This is a genomic window from Streptomyces sp. NPDC058955 (genome assembly GCF_042741435.1).
In the GTDB taxonomy this organism is placed as follows: Bacteria; Actinomycetota; Actinomycetes; order Streptomycetales; family Streptomycetaceae; genus Streptomyces.
This window is the reverse complement of the sequence record NZ_JBHYKM010000046.1, coordinates 7,894-26,389: the sequence shown is the minus strand read 5'-3', so window position 1 is coordinate 26,389 and position 18,496 is coordinate 7,894. Positions and strand designations below refer to the sequence as shown.

The window sequence follows — 18,496 nt, the reverse complement described above, 5'->3', positions numbered from 1 at the left end:
CCCATGTTCGATTCCGTACGCGACGACATCCGCGCCACCCTCGACGAGATCCGGGCGGACGGCCTCTTCAAGCCCGAGCGCGTCATCGGCACCCCCCAGTCCGCGACCGTCGAGGTCACGGCCGGAGGCCGCCCCGGCGAGGTGCTGAACTTCTGCGCCAACAACTACCTCGGCCTCGCCGACCACCCCGACGTCGTCGCCGCGGCCCACGAGGCCCTCGACCGCTGGGGCTACGGCATGGCCTCGGTCCGCTTCATCTGCGGCACGCAGGAGGTGCACAAGGAGCTGGAGGCCCGCCTCTCGGCCTTCCTCGGCCAGGAGGACACGATCCTCTACTCCTCGTGCTTCGACGCCAACGGCGGCGTCTTCGAGACCCTCCTCGGCGCCGAGGACGCGGTCATCTCCGACGCCCTCAACCACGCCTCCATCATCGACGGCATCCGCCTCTCCAAGGCCCGCCGCTTCCGCTACGCCAACCGCGACATGGCCGACCTGGAGCAGCAGCTCAAGGAGGCCACCGAGGGCGGCGCCCGGCGCAAGCTGATCGTCACCGACGGCGTCTTCTCCATGGACGGGTACGTCGCCCCGCTCGCCGACATCTGCGACCTGGCCGAGCGCTACGACGCCATGGTCATGGTCGACGACTCGCACGCCGTCGGCTTCGTCGGCCCCGGCGGCCGCGGCACCCCCGAGCTGCACGGCGTCATGGACCGCGTCGACATCATCACCGGCACCCTCGGCAAGGCCCTCGGCGGCGCCTCCGGAGGCTACGTCGCGGCCCGCGCCGAGATCGTCGCCCTGCTGCGCCAGCGGTCCCGCCCGTACCTCTTCTCCAACACCCTCGCCCCGGTCATCGCCGCCGCCTCCCTCAAGGTCCTCGACCTCCTGGAGTCCGCCGGCGACCTGCGCGACAAGCTCAACGCCAACACGGCGCTGTTCCGCAGCCGCATGACCGAGGCGGGCTTCGACATCCTCCCCGGCGACCACGCCATCGCGCCCGTCATGATCGGCGATGCGGCGGAGGCCGGGAAGATGGCCGAGCTGCTGCTGGAGCGCGGCGTGTACGTGATCGGCTTCTCGTACCCGGTCGTCCCGCAGGGCCAGGCCCGCATCCGCGTCCAGCTCTCGGCCGCCCACTCCACGGAGGACGTGAACCGCGCGGTGGACGCCTTCGTGGCGGCGCGCGCCGAACTCCGCGGCTGAGCCCTCGGATCCATGATCCAAGATCCAAGATCCAACATTCAAGATCCGGGAGCCGGGATCCGGGCTCCTGGATCCCGGATCCCGGATCCGATATCCAAGATCCTTGATATTGGATATCGGATCCAGACCCCAGGCCGTGGGCGTGAGCCTCGCCCGCGGCCTGGGAGACTAGACGCATGATCGAAGCACGGCGGTTGCACATCCTCCGCGCGGTGGCCGACCACCGCACGGTCACGGCGGCGGCCGCCGCGCTCTACCTCACCCCCTCCGCCGTCTCCCAGCAGCTCGCCGCGCTGGAGCAGGAGACCGGCCACCGGCTCGTCGACCGCAGCGCCCGAGGGGCGAGGCTCACCCCCGCCGGCGAGATCCTGCTGAGCCACGCCAACGCCGTCCTGGCCCAGCTGGAGCGGGCGGAGGCGGCGCTCGCCGCCTACGGCTCCGGCGAGGCGGGCACCGTCACGGTCGCCGCGTTCGCCACCGGCATCGGCCTCGTCGTGGCCCCCGCCATCGCGGACCTCGCCGCCACGGCGCCGGGCATCCGGGTCAGGGTGCGGGACGCCGAGGGGGACGAGAGCCTGCTGATGGTGCTGGACCGGCAGGTCGACGTGGCCGTGGCCGTCGAGTACCGGGGAGCCCCGGGCGAGGACGACGACCGGCTCACCCGGGTGCCGCTCTACGCGGAACCCTTCGACGTGGTGCTCCCGCCCGGCCACCCCCTCGGCGGCAGCGACCGCATCGCCCTCGCCGACCTGGCCAAGGACGCCTGGGTCGGCCAGTCCGCGGGCAACCCGTGCCACGACGTGACCGTCCTGGCCTGCGAGTACGCCGGCTTCGCGCCCCGCTTCGAGCACGTCTCGGACGACTTCAGGGCCGTCGTCGCGCTCGCCGCCGCCGGCGCCGGAGCGGCCCTCGTGCCCCGCTCGGCGCTGCGCGGCATGGACCTCACGGACGTCGCGGTCCGCGCCGTCGACGGCGTCGCGCCCACCCGCCGCGTCTTCGCGGCCGTCCGCCGCGGCGCCGAGGACCACCCCCTCATCGCCCCCGTCCTGGCCGCCCTCCGCACCGCCGCCGCCCCCGGCCCGGGAGCCCCCTGACCCCTCGGCGCGGGCGCCGCCCACCCCTCCGCCAACTGCCGTACCCGTCCGCTACGTTGTCCGCATGACGGAGACGGACGAGAAGACGTACGAGAAGACGTACGAGCAGCCGGACGAGACGGCGGAGCGGATCCGGCCGCGGCGGTTCCACGAGACCCCCGGCCTGGAGGACTGGCGGGTCGTCGGGGAGGGCGCCTGTGCCCATTTCCGGACGGGGAGCTTCGCGGCCGGGGCCGCGTTCGTCGCGGAACTGGCGGAACTGGCGCACCTCGTGGACGGCGAAGGGCCCGACGTCGATCTCCGGCCCGACGGGGTCCTCGTCCGGCTGATCACCGTCACCGACGCCTACTACGGCCTGACCGAGCGGCACCTGGAGCCGGCCCGGCGGATCTCGGAGCTGGCCCGCGCCCGTGGCCTGACCGCCGACCCGTCCGCCGTCGGCACCGTCCAGGTGACCCTGGACGCGCTCGTGGTGGCGGACGTGCTGCCGTTCTGGCGGGCGCTGCTCGGCTACGAGAACCGCGCGGGCAGCGACGAGGACCTGATCGACCCGCGGCGCCGCGGCGCCCCCTTCTACTTCCAGCGCATGGACGAGCCCCGGGGCGGGCGCAACCGGATCCACGTCGACGTCTGGGTGCCGTACGACGAGGCGGAGGCCCGGATCGCGGCCGCCCTCGCCGCCGGCGGCCGGATCGTGAACGACGCCGACGCGCCGTCGAACGTGGTCCTCGCCGACCCCGAGGGCAACGAGGCGTGCGTCGGGGTCGCCGGACCGCCGGAGTAGCGGCGGCCCCGCCCCCTCAGTCCGCCGAGCGGTGCCAGCCCACCGCCTCGACGCGGGACCCGTCCGCCGGCCGGGCCTCGTCGAAGAGCGGACGGCCCGCGCGGTCCAGGACCCGCAGACCGGCCACGTACACCCCGCGCCCGACGGCAGGGGAGGAGGTGGCGTACCGGAAGCGGAGGCGGAGTCCGGGGGCGGGCGGGAGCGCGGCGGCGAGGTGGTGCCAGCGCCGGCCGGACCAGCCGGTGGCCGTGCCGTCCGGGTGCCGAAGTGCGTCCGCCGGCCCCTCGACGGGGGCGGTGTCGAAGGCGAGCGGCCGCCACTCCGCCGCCGTGCCGCCGACCGCCGCCTCCAGGGTGAGCCGGTCGGTGTCCGGCGCGGTGTCCCACCAGAGGAGGCAGGTGAGGCGCGCCGCGGCCGGCCCCGTCGGCGGGAGGGCGAGCGTGGCGCCGTCGGGGACCCTCATGCCGGAGAACCAGGCCGTGGGGCCGCTGCCGGCCGGCGGGCGGACCGGGACCGCGCGGGCGAGGCGGTCGGCGGCCGCCACGCGCGGGGCCGAGCCCGAGCGCCAGGTGCGGACCGGGTGCACCGCGTTGGCGAGCAGGATCAGGAAGGTGTCCGTATCCGGGGCGAGGACCAGGCTGGTGCCGGTGAAGCCGGTGTGCCCGGCGGTGCGGGGACCGGACAGGGCCCCCATGTACCAGCGTTGGTCCAGTTCGAAGCCGAGGCCGTGCGCGTGGCCGGGGAAGTCCTGGTTGACGTCGGTGAGCAGGAGCTCCACGGAGGCGGGGGAGAGGATCCGGGTGGGGCCGTACGCGCCGCCGTCGAGGAGCGTGCGGGCGAGGACGGCGAGGTCGCGGGCGCGGGAGAAGACGCCGGCGTGGCCCGCCACGCCGCCCATCGCGTACGCGTTCTCGTCGTGGACCTCGCCCCGGACCATGCCCCGGTCGAGCCGTGCCCAGGGTCGGCGGGCGTCCTCGGTGGCCGCCGTCTCCGCCCGCCACGAGAGCGGGGGGACGAAACGCGTGCGGTGCATCCCGAGCGGAGCGGTGATCTCGTCGTGGAGCAGCCTTTCCAGACCGTGACCGGTGATCCGTTCCAGGAGCAGGTGCAGCGCGATCAGATTGAGGTCCGAGTAGCGGTAGACCGTGCCCGGCGGGTCCAGCGGCGCCTCCTCCCACAGCATCCGCAGCCGCCCCTCCCGGTCCGGCGCCGCGTACAGCGGCAGCTCCGCCCGCAGCCCCGACGTGTGGCCGAGCAGCTGCCGGACCGTGATGCCCTCCTTCCCCGCCCGGCCGAACTCCGGCAGGTACGCGGCGACCCGCTCCCCGAGCTCCAGCGTGCCCCGCTCCAGCTGCCGCACCGCCAGCAGGGAGGTGAAGAGCTTGGTGAGCGACGCCACGTCGAAGACCGTGTCCGGGGTCATCGGCACCCGCTCCTCCGGCGGGAGCCCGACGCCCGTGTCGCTCTCCTCGTCGTACGCGGCCCAGCGCGCCGCCCAGCCGACCGCCCGGTGCAGCGCCACCGTCCGGCCCCGCCCGGCGAGCAGCACGGCCCCCGCGCACCACGGCCGCACCGGCGAGGGCCCGAGGAAGCCGCGTACGTCCTCGACCATCCCCTCCAGTTCCCGCCCCAGCAGCCCGGCCTCCTCCGGCGTCCCCCACCGCAGGACCCCACCGCCCGGCCCGCCGTGCCCCGCCTCACCCATCCGCCACCTCCGTACATCCGACGCACACCCGACCCGTACACCCGACCCGCACGCCCGACCCGCACGTCCAACCCGACCGTCCGACTCCGGCCCGCACCCGCACACCCGACTCCGGCCCGTACGCCCCCACCCTCCCCGATCCGCCCCCTCACCGCGCGCACCGAACCCCCGCCGCCCCGCCCTCAAAGAATCTGACGACGCATCAGAAAACCTCTTCCCTCCACCGCCCCGCTGCGGCATCCTGCCGCCCATGGAGACGGAGCTGAGTCGCACACTGGGGATCGAGCACGCCATCTTCGGCTTCACGCCCTTCCCCGCGGTCGCCGCCGCCCTCAGCCGGGCCGGCTGCTTCGGCGTCCTGGGCGCGGTCCGCTACACCGCCCCGGACGACCTCGCCCGCGACCTCGACTGGATGCAGGAACACACCGACGGACGGCCCTACGGGCTCGACGTCGTGATGCCCGCCAAGAAGGTCGAGGGCGTCACCGAGGCCGACGTCGAGGCCATGATCCCCGCCGGACACCGGGAGTACGTCCGGTCGGTCCTCGCCAAGCACGGCGTGCCGGAACTCGCCGAGGGCGAGGCGTCCGGCTGGCGGATCACCGGCTGGATGGAGGAGGTCGCCCGCAGTCAGCTCGACGTGGCCTTCGACTACCCCATCAAGCTGCTGGCCAACGCCCTCGGCTCGCCGCCACCGGACGTCGTCGCCCGCGCCCACGAGCACGGCGTGCTCGTCGCCGCGCTCGCCGGCAGCGCCCGGCACGCCCGCCGCCACGCCGAGGCCGGCATCGACATCGTCGTCGCCCAGGGGTACGAGGCCGGCGGCCACACCGGCGAGATCGCCTCCATGGTGCTCACCCCCGAGGTCGTGGACGCGGTCTCCCCGCTCCCGGTGCTCGCCGCCGGCGGCATCGGCAGCGGCGAGCAGATCGCCGCCGGGCTCGCGCTCGGCGCCCAGGGCGTGTGGCTCGGCTCGATCTGGCTCACCACCACCGAGGCCGAACTCCACTCGCGGGCCCTGACCGCGAAGCTCCTCGCCGCCGGGTCCGGCGACACCGTCCGGTCCCGCGCGCTGACCGGCAAGCCGGCCCGCCAGCTGCGCACCGAGTGGACCGACGCCTGGGAGGACCCGGCCGGACCCGGCCCGCTGCCCATGCCGCTCCAGGGGCTGCTGGTCGCGGAGGCCGTGTCGCGGATCCAGAAGTACGAGGTCGACCCGCTGCTCGGCACCCCCGTCGGACAGATCGTCGGGCGGATGAACTCCGAGCGGAGCGTCCAGCAGGTCGTCGACGAGCTGACCCGGGGCTTCGAGAAGGCCGTCGACCGGATCCATCGGATCGCCGGAAGGGGCCTGTGATGGGCGACACGACCCCGAACGGCTTCTGGGCCCAGGCCGCCGCCGCCCCGGACCGCACGGCGCTGGTCGCGCCCGACGGCGAGGAGTGGTCGGCCGGCCGGCTGCTCGCCGCCGCCAACCGGCTGGTGCACGGGCTGCGCGCGGCTGGTCTGGAGCGCGGCGACGCCTTCGCCGTCGTGCTGCCGAACGGCGTCGAGTTCTTCACCGCCCATCTCGCCGCCACCCAGGCCGGTTTCTACCTCGTCCCGGTCAACCACCACTTCGTGGGCGCGGAGATCGCCTGGATCGTCGCCGACTCGGGCGCCAAGGTGCTGATCGCGCACGAGCGGTTCGCCGAGGCGGCCGCCGTGGCCGCCGACGGGGCAGGCCTCGCGGCGAGCCGGCGGTACGCGGTCGGCGCGGTGCCCGGCTTCCGCCCGTACGCCGAACTCCTCGACGGGCAGCCGGAGTCGGCGCCCGCCGACCGGACCCTCGGCTGGGTCATGAACTACACCTCGGGCACCACCGGACGCCCCCGGGGGATCCGCCGCCCGCTCTCCGGCCGCCTCCCGGAGGAGTCCCATCTCGGCGGCTTCCTCGGCATCTTCGGCATCCGGCCCTTCGACGCCAACGTGCACCTGGTCTGTTCGCCGCTCTACCACACGGCCGTCCTCCAGTTCGCCGCCGCGGCGCTGCACATCGGGCATCCGCTGGTCCTCATGGACAAGTGGGCTCCGGAGGAGATGCTGCGACTGATCGACAGGTACGCCTGCACCCACACCCACATGGTCCCCACCCAGTTCCACCGGCTCCTCGCCCTCCCCGAGGAGACCCGCGAGCGGTACGACGTGACCTCGATGCGGCACGCCATCCACGGCGCCGCGCCCTGCCCCGAGCACGTCAAGCGGGCGATGATCGCCTGGTGGGGCGGGTGCGTGGAGGAGTACTACGCGGCCAGCGAGGGCGGCGGCGCGTTCGCCACCGCCGAGGAGTGGCTGAAGCGGCCCGGCACGGTCGGCAGGGCGTGGCCGATCAGCGAGCTCGCGATCCTCGACGACGACGGAAACGCGCTGCCGCCCGGCGAACTCGGCACGGTCTACCTGAAGATGAACACCGGCGGCTTCCAGTACCACAAGGACGAGGCCAAGACGGCGAAGAGCCGCGTCGGCGACTTCTTCACCGTCGGCGACCTCGGCTACCTCGACGAGGACGGCTACCTCTTCCTCCGCGACCGCAAGATCGACATGATCATCTCCGGCGGCGTCAACATCTACCCCGCCGAGATCGAGGCCGCGCTCCTGGCCCACCCCGCCGTCGCCGACGCCGCCGCCTTCGGCGTGCCGCACGCCGACTGGGGCGAGGAGGTGAAGGCGGTCGTCGAGACCGCCGAGGGGTACCAGGACGGGCCGGCCCTCGCCGAGGAGATCCTGGCCCACTGCGCCGACCGGCTGGCCGGATTCAAGCGCCCGAAGTCCCTCGACTTCATCGCCGTCATGCCCCGCGACCCCAACGGCAAGCTCTACAAGCGGCGGCTGCGCGACCCCTACTGGGAGGGGCACGAGCGCCCGCTCTGAGGACCCGCCCGGGGGAGCGGAGGCGCGGCGGCCGTAGCCGGAACGGCACGGAGCGCGACCGGTGCCCGGGACCCGTTTCGGAGGCGCCGGTGGCGGTAAGTCGCGGGACATGACGAGCGACGGCGGTGGTGCGCCCGGGGACGGAGGCCCCCGGGCGGCCATCCCCGTACCTCCGCGTCCCAGGGAGACGGAAACCATGACCACCACCCCGAGCAACCCCGACCCCACCCCCTGGCAGACCCCCAGGGACGGCCCCCGCGACGCCCCCGGTGACGGCGCCGCCGGAGGCGTCAGCCCCGGCGAGACGCCGGAGGCCGAGTCCGGCACGGGCCCGGCGACCGGGCCGTACCGGCCGCTCACCCGCGGCTGGACGAAGGGGCCCCTGGTGGCGCTGTGGGTGGTCGTCGTCCTGGTCGCCCTGTTCTTCCTCGTGTACGCCATCCTGCTGGCGACCGACTGACGAAGGGAGCCCCGCCATGCCCCGCGCCGACCGGCCGGCCACGCCCGGCGACGGCGAAGGCCGCGCCGACGACGTCTACCAGCCCACCCACTCCGACGTCGGCAACCGCCCCTCCGGCGCCCTCGATCCGGACAACGCGCTCGCGACCGACCCCGTCGACGACATGAGCGTCCCCGGCTACTCCCCGCCCGAACGCCCCCGGGGCGTCACCGGCCACGGCACCACCCTGCGCGAGCAGCGGGAGGGCGAGTCGCTCGACGACCGGCTCCGCCGGGAGGAGCCGGAGGTGGGGCCCGTGACGGGCGACGGCATCGGGGACCTGCCGGAGGGCGCCGGCGAGCCCGTCGACGAGGAGGCCGGGGCCGGCCGGGCGGGCCGGCTGGCCCCGTACGCCGCGCGGCCCGGCCACATGGACCGGGCGGTCGCCCGGGACGTCGGGCGCGACGACGGCACGGCCCCGGCCGAGGAGGCGGCGATGCACGTGGACACGGCGGTGGACGGAGCCGAGGGCCAGGAGGAGACCTGACCCGCGGCCCCGCCCCGCGACGGGAGCCGGCCACCGTCACGCGCCCGGCGACCCGCCCGTCAGGGCCGGCAGCAACCGGGCCTCCTCGTAGGCGAAGTGCTCCTCCAGGTCGGCGGCGAGCCGGTCGAGTTCCGCGCGCAGGACCTCGGGCGGCCGGCCGGAGGCCAGCAGGGCCTCCAGCTCGGTGAGCACGGCGACGACCTTCCGGTGCTCCGCCCGCATCCGGTCCAGGGCCCCGCCGAGTTCGGGGAACTGTTCCTGGAGGAGGTCGAAGACGCCGTCCTCGCTCGTGTGATGGGTGCGCAGGGCCCCGCAGAAGGCGAGGCAGTGGCGGGCGAGCCCGTCGGGCAGGCGTCGCCCGGGCGCGGCCGGGTCGCTCCGCAGCGCCGCCAGTTCGGCCCGCAGCTCCTCGTGCACCCTCACCAGGTGCGCGGCGATCGCGGCCCGCCGGGCGGGGTCCGTGAGCCCGGAGACCCGGCGCAGGACGACGACCGGGATCGTCCGCCCGGTGCCCGCCTGGTAGGCGGCGAACGCAGGGTCCCGGCGGGCCTGTTCGGCGTAGAGCCGGTCGCGTTCGGCGTCCGCGGCCGGCACCGCCTCCGCCTCGAAGCGGTCGAGCGTCCCTTCCGGCGTGCCGATCTCGACCGACACGCGCGGCGTGGCGCGCACGTTGTGGTACCAGGCGGGGTGGCGGTCCGCGCCGCCGTTGGACGCGAACACCAGCAGCCGCGCCCCGTCCCGTACGTACACCACGGGGGTCGTGTGGTGCCGTCCGCTGCGGGCGCCCCGGGTGGTCAGCAGGAGGAGGTCCGCCCCCTCGAACACGCCGCCCACCCGGCCGCCGTTGCCCCGGAACTCCTCGATGACCTGTCGGTTGAACGCGGACATGGCTGTGCCCTCCGGTAGCATCGATCACGCCAGATCTATTTGCTTTGAAAGCAAAGCTAAATCGGAGGGTTCAGGGTGTCAACCGAGCGCGAGGGGAGTGGCGCGGCCGGACCGGACCTCGACGACGCCGTCCGAACGCTGCTGCTGCTCATGCCCCGCATGGTGGGGCGGGTCAAGCGCATCAAGGTGCCGGAGGAGCTGGCGTCGCTGACGCTGGCGCCCCGTCACCTCTCCCTGCTCGCCTACCTCCTCTTCGACGGCCCCCAGAGCGTCAACGAACTGGCCGCGCGGCTGGGGGTCGCGCCCACCACCGTCAGCCTGATGGTGGGGGACCTCGCGAAGAAGGGGGTCCTGGAGCGGCACGAGGACCCCGCCGACCGCAGACGCAAGATCGTGTCGATCGCGGAGGCGCGCAGGAGCGCCATCGACGGCTGGCTCGGCCGCAGCGCCGGCGCCTGGCGGGCGGCCCTCGCCCCGCTGGGACCGGCCGAACGGCGGATGTTCATCGACACCCTCGCGGCGTACGAGCACGGTCTGGCCGACGCAGAACAATGACGGAAACGGGCCGGCTCCCCGGCGGCGGGAGCCCGGCCCACGAGCAGGAAGAGGACGGATGAGTTCGAGCACCAAGGCGCTGACCCGGGAGTGGACCACGTGGGGGCCGGTGGTGGCCCTGCTTGCGCTGGTGCTCGCCTGGGGGCGCGACCTGCCGGCCCTCGCCGTGGCGGCCGTCGCGCTCTGCCTCGCCGCCGCCGTCCTCGCCGCCGTCCACCACGCCGAGGTCATCGCCCACCGGGTCGGCGAGCCCTTCGGCTCGCTCGTCCTCGCCGTCGCCGTCACCGTCATCGAGGTCGGACTGATCGTCAGCCTCATGGCGGGAGGCGGCGAGAAGACCGCGACCTACGCGCGGGACACCGTCTTCGCCGCCGTCATGATCACCTGCAACGGCATCGTCGGCCTCGCGCTCCTGGTCGCCGCGCTCCGCAACCGGGTCGCCGTCTTCAACGCCGAGGGCTCCGGCGGCGCGCTCGCCACCGTCTGCACCCTCGCCACCATGACCCTGGTGCTGCCCACCTTCACCACCAGCCAGCCCGGACCCGAGTTCTCCGGCGCCCAGCTCGCCTTCGCCGCCGTCGCCTCCCTCGCCCTGTACGGCGTCTTCGTCGCCGTCCAGACCGTCCGCCACCGCGACTACTTCCTCCCCGTCACCCCCGAGGGCCAGGAGTGCACGGAGGACGACCACGCCGACCCGCCGACCAAGGCCGCCACCCTCGCCAGCCTCGGCCTGCTGGTCGTCGCCCTCGTCGCCGTCGTCGGCAACGCCAAGGTGATCTCGCCGACCATCGAGGACGGCGTCCAGTCCGCCGGCCTGCCCAAGGCCGTCGTCGGTGTCGTCATCGCACTGATGGTCCTGCTGCCCGAGACGCTCGCCGCCGTGCGCGCCGCCCGCCGCAACCGGGTGCAGACCAGCCTCAACCTCGCCTACGGCTCCGCGATCGCCAGCATCGGCCTGACCATCCCGTCGATCGCGCTCGCCTCCATCTGGCTGTCCGGGCCCCTGGTGCTCGGCCTGGGCCCCCTCCACATGGTCCTGCTCGCCCTCACCGGCGTGGTGAGCGCCCTGACCGTGGTGCCCGGACGGGCCACGCTCCTCCAGGGCGGCGTCCATCTCGCGATCTTCGCCGCCTTCGTCTTCCTCTCGTTCAGCCCCTGACGACCACGACCCGCAGCGCGGGCGAGCGCAGGATGTCCCTCTCGCAGAACCGGGAGGTGACCCAGCGCTCGTCCGCGTACAGCTTCGTCTGGTCGCTGTGGTGCGGCGAGACCGGGTTCGAGGACTGGGAGTACGTGAGCAGGGTGCGGGCCACCGGGCAGCGCCCGCCGTCCCAGCCGACCGCCTGCACATGGCTCGTGCCGTGCGCGACCTCGACGTAGCCGCCGCCCGCCGCGTTCCATACCGGCTCCGTCTTGTTCCAGACGCCCAGCGACTCCGTCCCCCCGCTCACCGGGATCCGCTCCCCGCCCCGCACCACGAACTGGTGGTCCCGCAGCGGCGCGTCCAGCGCGATCCCCGCCGCCCGCAGCTCCGCCACCGCGTCCGCCAGCGCCTTCGCGAAGCCGGCCGAGCCGGTGTCCAGACCGCGCGGTGTCCGGACCGGGTCGGCCGCCGAGAACGGCACCTTCCACTGCTGCGCCGCCGGCACCGAGGCGGTGAACTTCCGCCAGAACCGGTCGAAGAGCAGCGCGCCCCTGCTGTCCGAGTCCATCGTGCCGTCCCACGCGCCGAGCACCCGGCACGCCTCGGGCTCCGCCGGCAGCACCGCCGGGCAGGCCGCGACCAGGTCCGCCGCGGCGAGCCCGGCGGCCGGCACCCGGTTGGCGAACTGCTGCCGCTGGAGGTCCGCGACCGTCAGCCCGCCGCGCGCGGCCATCGCCGACACGTCCTCGATCCCGCCCCGGGTCCGCATCGAGCGCTGCGTCCCGACGGTCCCGAAGACCCGCTCGTACCCGCTCAGCGGCCGGTCCGCGTTGGCCAGCCAGGCGCTGTCGTTGGAGTTCGCCGCGTACGGCGCGTCCGTGAGGACCGGCATCCGCGCCGGGCCGAAGGTCCCCGGCTGCACCGCGTCCGGGTCCGAGCCGAGCGCGCACTCCGTCCGCGAGCCGTCGAGGACGGCGACGCCCGAGGCCGGGTAGACGACCCGGCCGAGCGGGGTGGAGCAGCGCTCCGCCAGCTCGTCGGTGATCCGGGGCAGCACCTGCGACTGGCCGAAGAAGGTGTGGCCGGCCGAGTCCGCGGCGATCGTGTTCACCCATGGCAGGCCCTGGGTGCGGCGCAGCGCCTCGGCGACGTCCCGGGTGGAGCGGGCCTTGGCGAGGCCGAGCGCCGTGTCGGAGCCGCGCAGGTTGGCCGCGTTGGGGTCGTTCAGGGCGTAGGCGGTGGTCGTCGTCCACGGCAGCGGCAGGCCCGCGCCGAGCCCGCCGGTGACCGGGCCGTACCGCGTCCACCACTGGGTCCGGTTCACCGGGGTGCCGTCCCGGTCCGCCACCGTGACCTCGCGGGCCGTCATCCGCTCCGGCTTCCCGTCCACCAGGTACGCGGTCGGGTCGCCCGGCACCAGGGTCAGCTGGTGCAGGTTGAGCGGCACCCCGGTGGCGACCGTGTGGCTCCAGGCGACCTTGTCGTTGAAGCCGATGCCGACGACGGTGGTGCCGAGCAGCGAGGCGCCGGAGACGTTCAGCTCGCCGGGGATGGTCTGCTGCGACTGCCAGAACCGGCGGCCGCCCTGCCACGGGTAGTGCGGGTTGCCGAGCAGCAGCCCCCGCCCGTTCGCCGTCGTCGCGCCCGAGAAGGCGACGGCGTTGGAGCCCATGGTGGCGTTCTCCGGCGCGAACAGCGCGCGGGCCGCCTCGGCGAGGGCCTCCGGGGACGGACCGTCCGCCGCCCTCGCCGGGGACGCGGCGGCCGGCGGGCGGGCCGCCGTGATGCCGTCGACCGCCCGGCCCTGCCCGCCGAGCACCGACACGGCGAAGCCGCGCCGGGCGACGTCCAGCGCCGTCACCGGCCGGACCCAGCCGGCGCCCGCGCAGGTCGGGTCGGTGATCCGGTTCTTCCGCAGCCAGGCGTTGTATCCGGCGGCCCAGCCCCGCATCAGCTCCTTCAGGTCGCCGCTCGGCCCGGCCGGCGCCGGGGTGCGCAGCAGCGCCTCGACCGTCCCCGCCTCCTTGACGCCCCGGAAGTACAGGTCGCTGGAGAGGTTCGAGGTCGCGGAGGAGAGCGAGCCGTCCGGGGCGCCGGCGGCCCCGAAGTGGCGCGAGCGCTCGCCGTTCACGGTCACGAAGCCGTCGGCGAGCACGCACACCTGGTCCGCGGCCTGCGCCCAGCCCGTGCCGAAGCCCAGATCCGCGTAGCTCCCGGCGAGGATGTGCGGCACGCCGTACTCGGTGTACCGGATGACGGCGCTCAGGTCCCGGTCGGACGGCCGGTGCTCCCGGCCCCGGTCGCCCGGGTCGGCCGACGCCGCGCCGGGCAGCAGGCCCGCGGTGAGGGCGGCGAGCGCGGCGCCCACCAGCGCCAGACGTCCCCGGGAACGGCGGGGGATGAGGGTGCGGATGTGCAAGGTGCCTCCCAACGGGACTGCGGGCGGAGCCGGTTGGGACATCCACTCAGCACGCGACCGCTCTGTCAACATGCCGTTCGGTATCCGAGGCGGGGCGGGATGCGGCCAGCTCGCCGTCCGGTCCCGGTACTTGACCCGCCGCACCGGCGCGCCGAGGATCCAGCCATGGAACGAGGACTCCTCACCCGCACCGTCGACGGCGTGCTGCGCGCGAGCGCCGAGCGCGTCCCCGCCCGGACCGCCCTGCGGTACGCGGACCGCGCCTGGACCTACGCCGAGCTGGACGCCGCCGTCTCCACCGCCGCGGCCGTGCTGCGCCGCGAGCCGGGACTCGTGCCGGGCGCCCGGGTCGCCACCTACGGGCACAACTCCGACGCGTATCTGATCGCCTTCCTGGCCTGCGCCCGCGCGGGCCTCGTCCACGTCCCTGTGAACCACCACCTGACCGGCGACGACCTCGCCTATCTCCTGGACCAGTCCGGGAGTTCCCTCGTCCTCACCGACCCCGGCCTCGCCGACCGGATCCCCGCCGGCGTACGGGTCCGGGCCCTGCGGGACGCACCGGGCTCGCTCCTCGACGCGCTCGCCGACTCGGAGCCGTACGACTCCGACAGCGATCCCCGCGATCTCGTGCAGCTGCTCTACACCTCCGGCACCACCGCCCTGCCCAAGGGCGCGATGATGACCCACCGGGCGCTCGTCCACGAGTACGCGAGCGCGATCGAGGCGCTCGACCTCGCCGAGGACGACCGGCCGGTGCACGCCCTGCCGCTGTACCACTCGGCCCAGACGCACGTCTTCCTGCTGCCGTACCTGGCGGTCGGCGCGGAGAGCACCCTCCTCGAAGCGCCCGACCCGGAGGCCCTGTTCGGGCTGGTCGAGCAGGGGCGCGCGGACAGTCTCTTCGCGCCGCCGACCGTGTGGATCGCCCTCGCCAACCACCCCGGCTTCGCGGAGCGGGACCTGTCCGCGCTGCGCAAGGCGTACTACGGGGCCTCGATCATGCCGGTGCCCGTCCTGGAGCGGCTGCGCGCCCACCTGCCCGGCCTCGCCTTCTACAACTGCTTCGGCCAGTCCGAGATCGGCCCGCTCGCCACCGTCCTCGGCCCCGCCGAGCACGAGGGCCGCATGGACTCCTGCGGCCGGCCCGTCCGGCACGTCGAGGCCCGGGTCGTCGACGAGGACGGCAAGGACGTCCCCGACGGCACCCTCGGCGAGATCGTCTACCGGTCCCCGCAGCTCTGCGAGGGGTACTGGGCCAAGCCCGAGGAGACCGCGGCCGCCTTCCGCGACGGCTGGTTCCGCTCCGGCGACCTGGCCGTCCGCGACCCCGACGGATACCTGACGATCGTCGACCGGGTGAAGGACGTCATCAACTCCGGCGGCGTGCTCGTCGCCTCCCGCCAGGTCGAGGACGCCCTCTACACCCACCCGGCGGTCGCCGAGACGGCCGTGATCGGCCTGCCCGACGACCGCTGGATCGAGGCGGTCACCGCCGTCGTCGTCCCGCGCGGCGAGGTCACCGAGGACGAACTCCTTGCCCACGCCCGGCAGACCCTGTCGTCCTTCAAGGCCCCGAAGCGGATCGTCTTCGCCGACGCCCTGCCCCGCAACGCCAGCGGCAAGATCCTCAAGCGGGAGTTGCGGGACCGGTACGCCGACGCCTGACCCGCTCAGCGCCGGCGCAGCACCTCGGCGATCCGGGAGAACCCGTCCGCGCCGTGGCCGAGCGCCACGGTGCGGCGGGCCAGGCCCTCCACGGCGCGCATCACGCCCGAGTCGATGGCGTGCTCCTCCGCGGCGTGCACGACGTGCGCCATCGTCGACACCCCCGACGTCAGCGGGTTGATCGCCCCGGAGTAGGTGCCGTCCTCGACGTCCCCGGCGAACTCGTCGAACAGCGGCGGCAGGATCTGCGCGATCCCGGCCGCGAACGGCGCGAGTTCACGCGGGGTGATGCCCTCCGCGTCCGCGAGCGCCAGCGCGTGCACGTAGCCGGCCATCGACGTCCAGAAGATGTCGAGCAGCGCGATGTCGAAGGCCGCCGCCCGGGAGACCTCCTCGCCGAGGTGGGTGTGGGTGCCGCCGAGCCCGTCGAGCACCGCCCGGTGCTCCTCGTACGTCTCCGACGGGCCGCTGAACAGGAACACCGCGTGCGGCGTGCCGATCGTGCCGGCCGGCGTCATGATGGCGCCGTCGAGGTAGTGGATGCCGTGCTCCCCGGCCCAGCCGCCGGTGTCCCGGGCCCGCCCGGGGGTGTCGGCGGAGAGGTTGACGAGCGTACGGCCCTTGAGCGCGGTCTGGACCGCGTCCTGACGCAGCACCGCGTCGGTGGCGTCGTAGTTGACCATGCAGATCACGGTCAGCGGGCTCGCCGCGACCGCCTCGGCGGCGCTCGCCGCCGTGACGGCGCCCCGCTCGGTGAGGTCGCCCTCCCGGCCGGGCGTACGGTTCCACACCGTGGTGCGGACCCCGGCGGCGAGGAACGCGCCGGCCAGCGCGCGGCCCATCGGGCCGAGCCCGAGCACGGTGACGGCGGGCTGGGACGGGGTGGACTCCGGGTTGACGGACATGCCTGAACTCCTGTGCAGAGAATGCGGATTAGGGTGGGTATGGAGATGCGGCGGACCGGCCGCACACGGACGGGGAAGGGACGACGATGGCGCGCATCCGCCTCGACGAGGGCGAGATCTGCGGCGTGGCCGCCGCGATCTCGGTGATCGACGGCAAGTGGAAGACCACGCTGCTGTGGTTGCTCGAATCGGGGCCGCACCGCCCCGGCGAACTGCGCCGGAAGGCGCCGGGGATCAGCGAGAAGGTGCTGACCCAGACCCTGCGCGAGATGGAGGCGGACGGACTCGTGCACCGCGAGACGCACGACGTGATGCCGCCCAAGACCGTCTACTCGCTGACCGAGCGGGGTCTCGCGCTCTCGCTCGTGCTCGCCCCGCTCTCCGACTGGGGCCACGACCACCTCGACCGGCTGGCCGAGGCGCGTGCCGTCGCCTCCTGACTCACTCCCTTCGGATCCGTGAGGCGCCGTCCCTGTCGACGTCCTCACCCTCTCCCGGGCCGCGGACGGCGACAAGTACCCACAAAAAAGTGGGTACTCCGCCGGCCGGGTCCGGCAGGCCCCGCTACTCCTCGCGCAGGTCCACGATCCGCTTGATCTTGCCCACCGACCGCTCCAGCGTCTCCGGGTCCACCACCTCGACCGCGACCGAGACGCCGATGCCGTCCTTGACCGCCCGCTCGATCGCCCGCGCCGCCTCCGCGCGGTCCCCGGGCGTGGCGTCGGCCCGCGCCTCCGCCCGGACCGTCAGCGCGTCGAGCCGGCCCTCCCGGGTCAGTCGCAGCTGGAAGTGCGGGGCCACCGCCGGCGTCCGCAGCACGATCTCCTCGATCTGGGTGGGGAAGAGATTCACCCCGCGCAGGATGATCATGTCGTCGCTGCGGCCCGTGACCTTCTCCATCCGCCGGAACGCGGGCCGCGCGGTGCCGGGGAGCAGCCGCGTCAGGTCCCGGGTGCGGTAGCGGACCACCGGCATGGCCTCCTTGGTCAGCGAGGTGAAGACCAGCTCGCCCTCCTCGCCGTCCGGCAGCACCTCGCCCGTGATCGGGTCGACGATCTCCGGATAGAAGTGGTCCTCCCAGATGTGCAGCCCGTCCTTGGTCTCCACGCACTCCTGCGCCACTCCGGGCCCCATCACCTCCGACAGGCCGTAGATGTCGACCGCGTCGATCGCGAACCGCTCCTCGATCTCCGCGCGCATCGCCTCCGTCCACGGCTCCGCGCCGAAGACGCCCACCTTGAGCGAGGTCGAGCGCGGGTCCACGCCCTGCCGCTCGAACTCGTCGAGCAGCGTGAGCATGTAACTGGGCGTCACCATGATGATTTCGGGCTCGAAGTCCTGGATCAGGCGCACCTGACGGGCGGTCATCCCGCCGGAGGCCGGGATCACCGTGCAGCCGAGCCGCTCGGCGCCGTAGTGCGCCCCGAGTCCGCCGGTGAACAGGCCGTAGCCGTACGCCACGTGCACCCGGTCGCCGGGCCGGGCGCCGGCCGCGCGCAGCGAGCGGGCCACCACGTCGGCCCACACCTCCAGGTCGCCCTCCGTGTAGCCGACGACGGTCGGCAGTCCGGTGGTGCCGCTGGAGGCGTGGACGCGGCGGATCCGCGACCGGTCGACGGCGAACATCCCGAACGGGTAGTGGTCGCGCAGGTCCGCCTTGGTGGTGAAGGGGAAGCGGGCCAGGTCGGCGAGGGAGCGGCAGTCGTCCGGGTGCACCCCGGCCGCGTCGAAGGCGCGCCGGTGGAACTCCACGTGCGCGTACGCGTGCCGCAGCGTGCTCCGCAGCCGCTCCAGCTGGAGCGCCGCCAGCTCCTCGCGCCCGAGCCGTTCGCCGCCGTCCAGCAGTTCCTTCATGCGCCGCCACTCCTCGCCACTCGCCCGGCCGCCGGCTCCGGAAAACGGACGACCGATCATTCGGTAGATACGTGTGGGGGCCAGTAAAACGTTCCCGGACGGGGTCTTGGCAAGGGCCCGGCGCCACCTTTTCCGGCCGGCCGGACCCCGGCGGGTGGGTGTGCCGCCGTCACACCATGGAGTGGGTTCCCGGCGGCGCACGCATACCGGCGGCCGGTCCGGGGGACCCGTCCGACCGTCCGGGGCCCCCGCGGCCCCGTACACCCCGCCGCCCGGCACCGGGGGGGGGGGGGCGCCCCCCGCCCCCCCCCCCCCGCCCCCCCCCCCCCCGGGCGCGCCCCCCCCCCCCCCCCCGGGGGGGGGCGGGGGGCGCCCCCCCCG

At 74.4% G+C, this 18,496-nt stretch carries 16 protein-coding genes; 11 read left to right on the top strand and 5 right to left on the bottom strand.

Annotation, left to right across the window (positions count from 1 at the left end; translation table 11 throughout):
* Positions 1-3 precede the first annotated feature (3 nt).
* The 3 genes from ACFW1I_RS19280 (at position 4) to ACFW1I_RS19270 (ending at position 3,081) form a co-directional block, all read left to right on the top strand.
* Entirely contained in the window at positions 4-1,203 is a 1,200-nt protein-coding gene (locus ACFW1I_RS19280; RefSeq protein ID WP_384671270.1) for a glycine C-acetyltransferase, read from the top strand.
* Positions 1,204-1,379: 176 nt separating this feature from the next.
* Positions 1,380-2,297 (top strand): LysR family transcriptional regulator, encoded by a 918-nt coding sequence (locus ACFW1I_RS19275; protein WP_384671269.1) that lies wholly within the window; start codon positions 1,380-1,382, stop codon positions 2,295-2,297.
* Between the two features lie 64 nt (positions 2,298-2,361).
* Positions 2,362-3,081, top strand: coding sequence for a VOC family protein (locus ACFW1I_RS19270; protein ID WP_384671266.1), 720 nt, complete (start codon positions 2,362-2,364; stop codon positions 3,079-3,081).
* A gap of 16 nt (positions 3,082-3,097) precedes the next feature.
* Here ACFW1I_RS19270 and ACFW1I_RS19265 read toward each other — a convergent pair whose 3' ends face one another.
* On the bottom strand, positions 3,098-4,786 hold the full coding sequence (locus tag ACFW1I_RS19265; protein ID WP_384671264.1) for a serine hydrolase: 1,689 nt from the start codon (positions 4,784-4,786) through the stop codon (positions 3,098-3,100).
* 250 nt (positions 4,787-5,036) lie between these two features.
* Here ACFW1I_RS19265 and ACFW1I_RS19260 point away from each other — a divergent pair, with 250 nt between their 5' ends.
* The 4 genes from ACFW1I_RS19260 (at position 5,037) to ACFW1I_RS19245 (ending at position 8,682) form a co-directional block, all read left to right on the top strand.
* Positions 5,037-6,143, top strand: coding sequence for an NAD(P)H-dependent flavin oxidoreductase (locus tag ACFW1I_RS19260; protein ID WP_384671262.1), 1,107 nt, complete (start codon positions 5,037-5,039; stop codon positions 6,141-6,143).
* Positions 6,143-7,696, top strand: coding sequence for an acyl-CoA synthetase (locus ACFW1I_RS19255; protein WP_384671260.1), 1,554 nt, complete (start codon positions 6,143-6,145; stop codon positions 7,694-7,696). Before ACFW1I_RS19260 ends, ACFW1I_RS19255 begins: the two co-directional genes overlap by 1 nt.
* Positions 7,697-7,892: 196 nt before the next feature.
* On the top strand, positions 7,893-8,156 hold the full coding sequence (locus ACFW1I_RS19250) for a DUF6480 family protein (RefSeq protein WP_384671257.1): 264 nt from the start codon (positions 7,893-7,895) through the stop codon (positions 8,154-8,156).
* Between the two features lie 16 nt (positions 8,157-8,172).
* Positions 8,173-8,682 carry a DUF5709 domain-containing protein gene (locus ACFW1I_RS19245; protein ID WP_384671256.1) on the top strand — a complete coding sequence of 170 codons (510 nt, stop codon included), beginning with the start codon at positions 8,173-8,175 and terminating at the stop codon, positions 8,680-8,682.
* Positions 8,683-8,718: 36 nt separating this feature from the next.
* Here the strand turns inward: ACFW1I_RS19245 and ACFW1I_RS19240 are convergent, their stop codons facing one another.
* Positions 8,719-9,570 carry a nitroreductase/quinone reductase family protein gene (locus ACFW1I_RS19240; RefSeq protein WP_384671254.1) on the bottom strand — a complete coding sequence of 284 codons (852 nt, stop codon included), beginning with the start codon at positions 9,568-9,570 and terminating at the stop codon, positions 8,719-8,721.
* A 150-nt stretch (positions 9,571-9,720) separates the two neighbouring features.
* Between ACFW1I_RS19240 and ACFW1I_RS19235 the strand changes: the two genes are divergently transcribed.
* Together ACFW1I_RS19235 and ACFW1I_RS19230 are read left to right on the top strand one after the other, a co-directional pair.
* Complete coding sequence (locus ACFW1I_RS19235) at positions 9,721-10,125, top strand: MarR family winged helix-turn-helix transcriptional regulator (protein WP_384671328.1); 405 nt, start codon at positions 9,721-9,723, stop codon at positions 10,123-10,125.
* Between the two features lie 58 nt (positions 10,126-10,183).
* Positions 10,184-11,284 (top strand): calcium:proton antiporter, encoded by a 1,101-nt coding sequence (locus tag ACFW1I_RS19230; protein ID WP_384671252.1) that lies wholly within the window; start codon positions 10,184-10,186, stop codon positions 11,282-11,284.
* On the opposite strand, the gene ACFW1I_RS19225 is transcribed toward ACFW1I_RS19230, so the two are convergent.
* A complete protein-coding gene (locus ACFW1I_RS19225) occupies positions 11,274-13,670 on the bottom strand; it encodes a penicillin acylase family protein (protein ID WP_384671326.1) in 2,397 nt (798 codons plus the stop codon). The two genes, ACFW1I_RS19230 and ACFW1I_RS19225, sit on opposite strands and share 11 nt — an antisense overlap.
* A 183-nt stretch (positions 13,671-13,853) precedes the next feature.
* Between ACFW1I_RS19225 and ACFW1I_RS19220 the strand changes: the two genes are divergently transcribed.
* Entirely contained in the window at positions 13,854-15,356 is a 1,503-nt protein-coding gene (locus tag ACFW1I_RS19220; protein ID WP_384671250.1) for a fatty acyl-CoA synthetase, read from the top strand.
* Between the two features lie 5 nt (positions 15,357-15,361).
* On the opposite strand, the gene ACFW1I_RS19215 is transcribed toward ACFW1I_RS19220, so the two are convergent.
* On the bottom strand, positions 15,362-16,261 hold the full coding sequence (locus ACFW1I_RS19215) for an NAD(P)-dependent oxidoreductase (RefSeq protein ID WP_384671248.1): 900 nt from the start codon (positions 16,259-16,261) through the stop codon (positions 15,362-15,364).
* An 86-nt stretch (positions 16,262-16,347) separates the two neighbouring features.
* Between ACFW1I_RS19215 and ACFW1I_RS19210 the strand changes: the two genes are divergently transcribed.
* On the top strand, positions 16,348-16,701 hold the full coding sequence (locus ACFW1I_RS19210) for a winged helix-turn-helix transcriptional regulator (protein ID WP_384671245.1): 354 nt from the start codon (positions 16,348-16,350) through the stop codon (positions 16,699-16,701).
* A gap of 124 nt (positions 16,702-16,825) precedes the next feature.
* Here ACFW1I_RS19210 and paaK read toward each other — a convergent pair whose 3' ends face one another.
* Complete coding sequence (gene paaK / locus ACFW1I_RS19205) at positions 16,826-18,115, bottom strand: phenylacetate--CoA ligase PaaK (RefSeq protein ID WP_384671242.1); 1,290 nt, start codon at positions 18,113-18,115, stop codon at positions 16,826-16,828.
* Between the last annotated feature and the right edge of the window lie 381 nt (positions 18,116-18,496).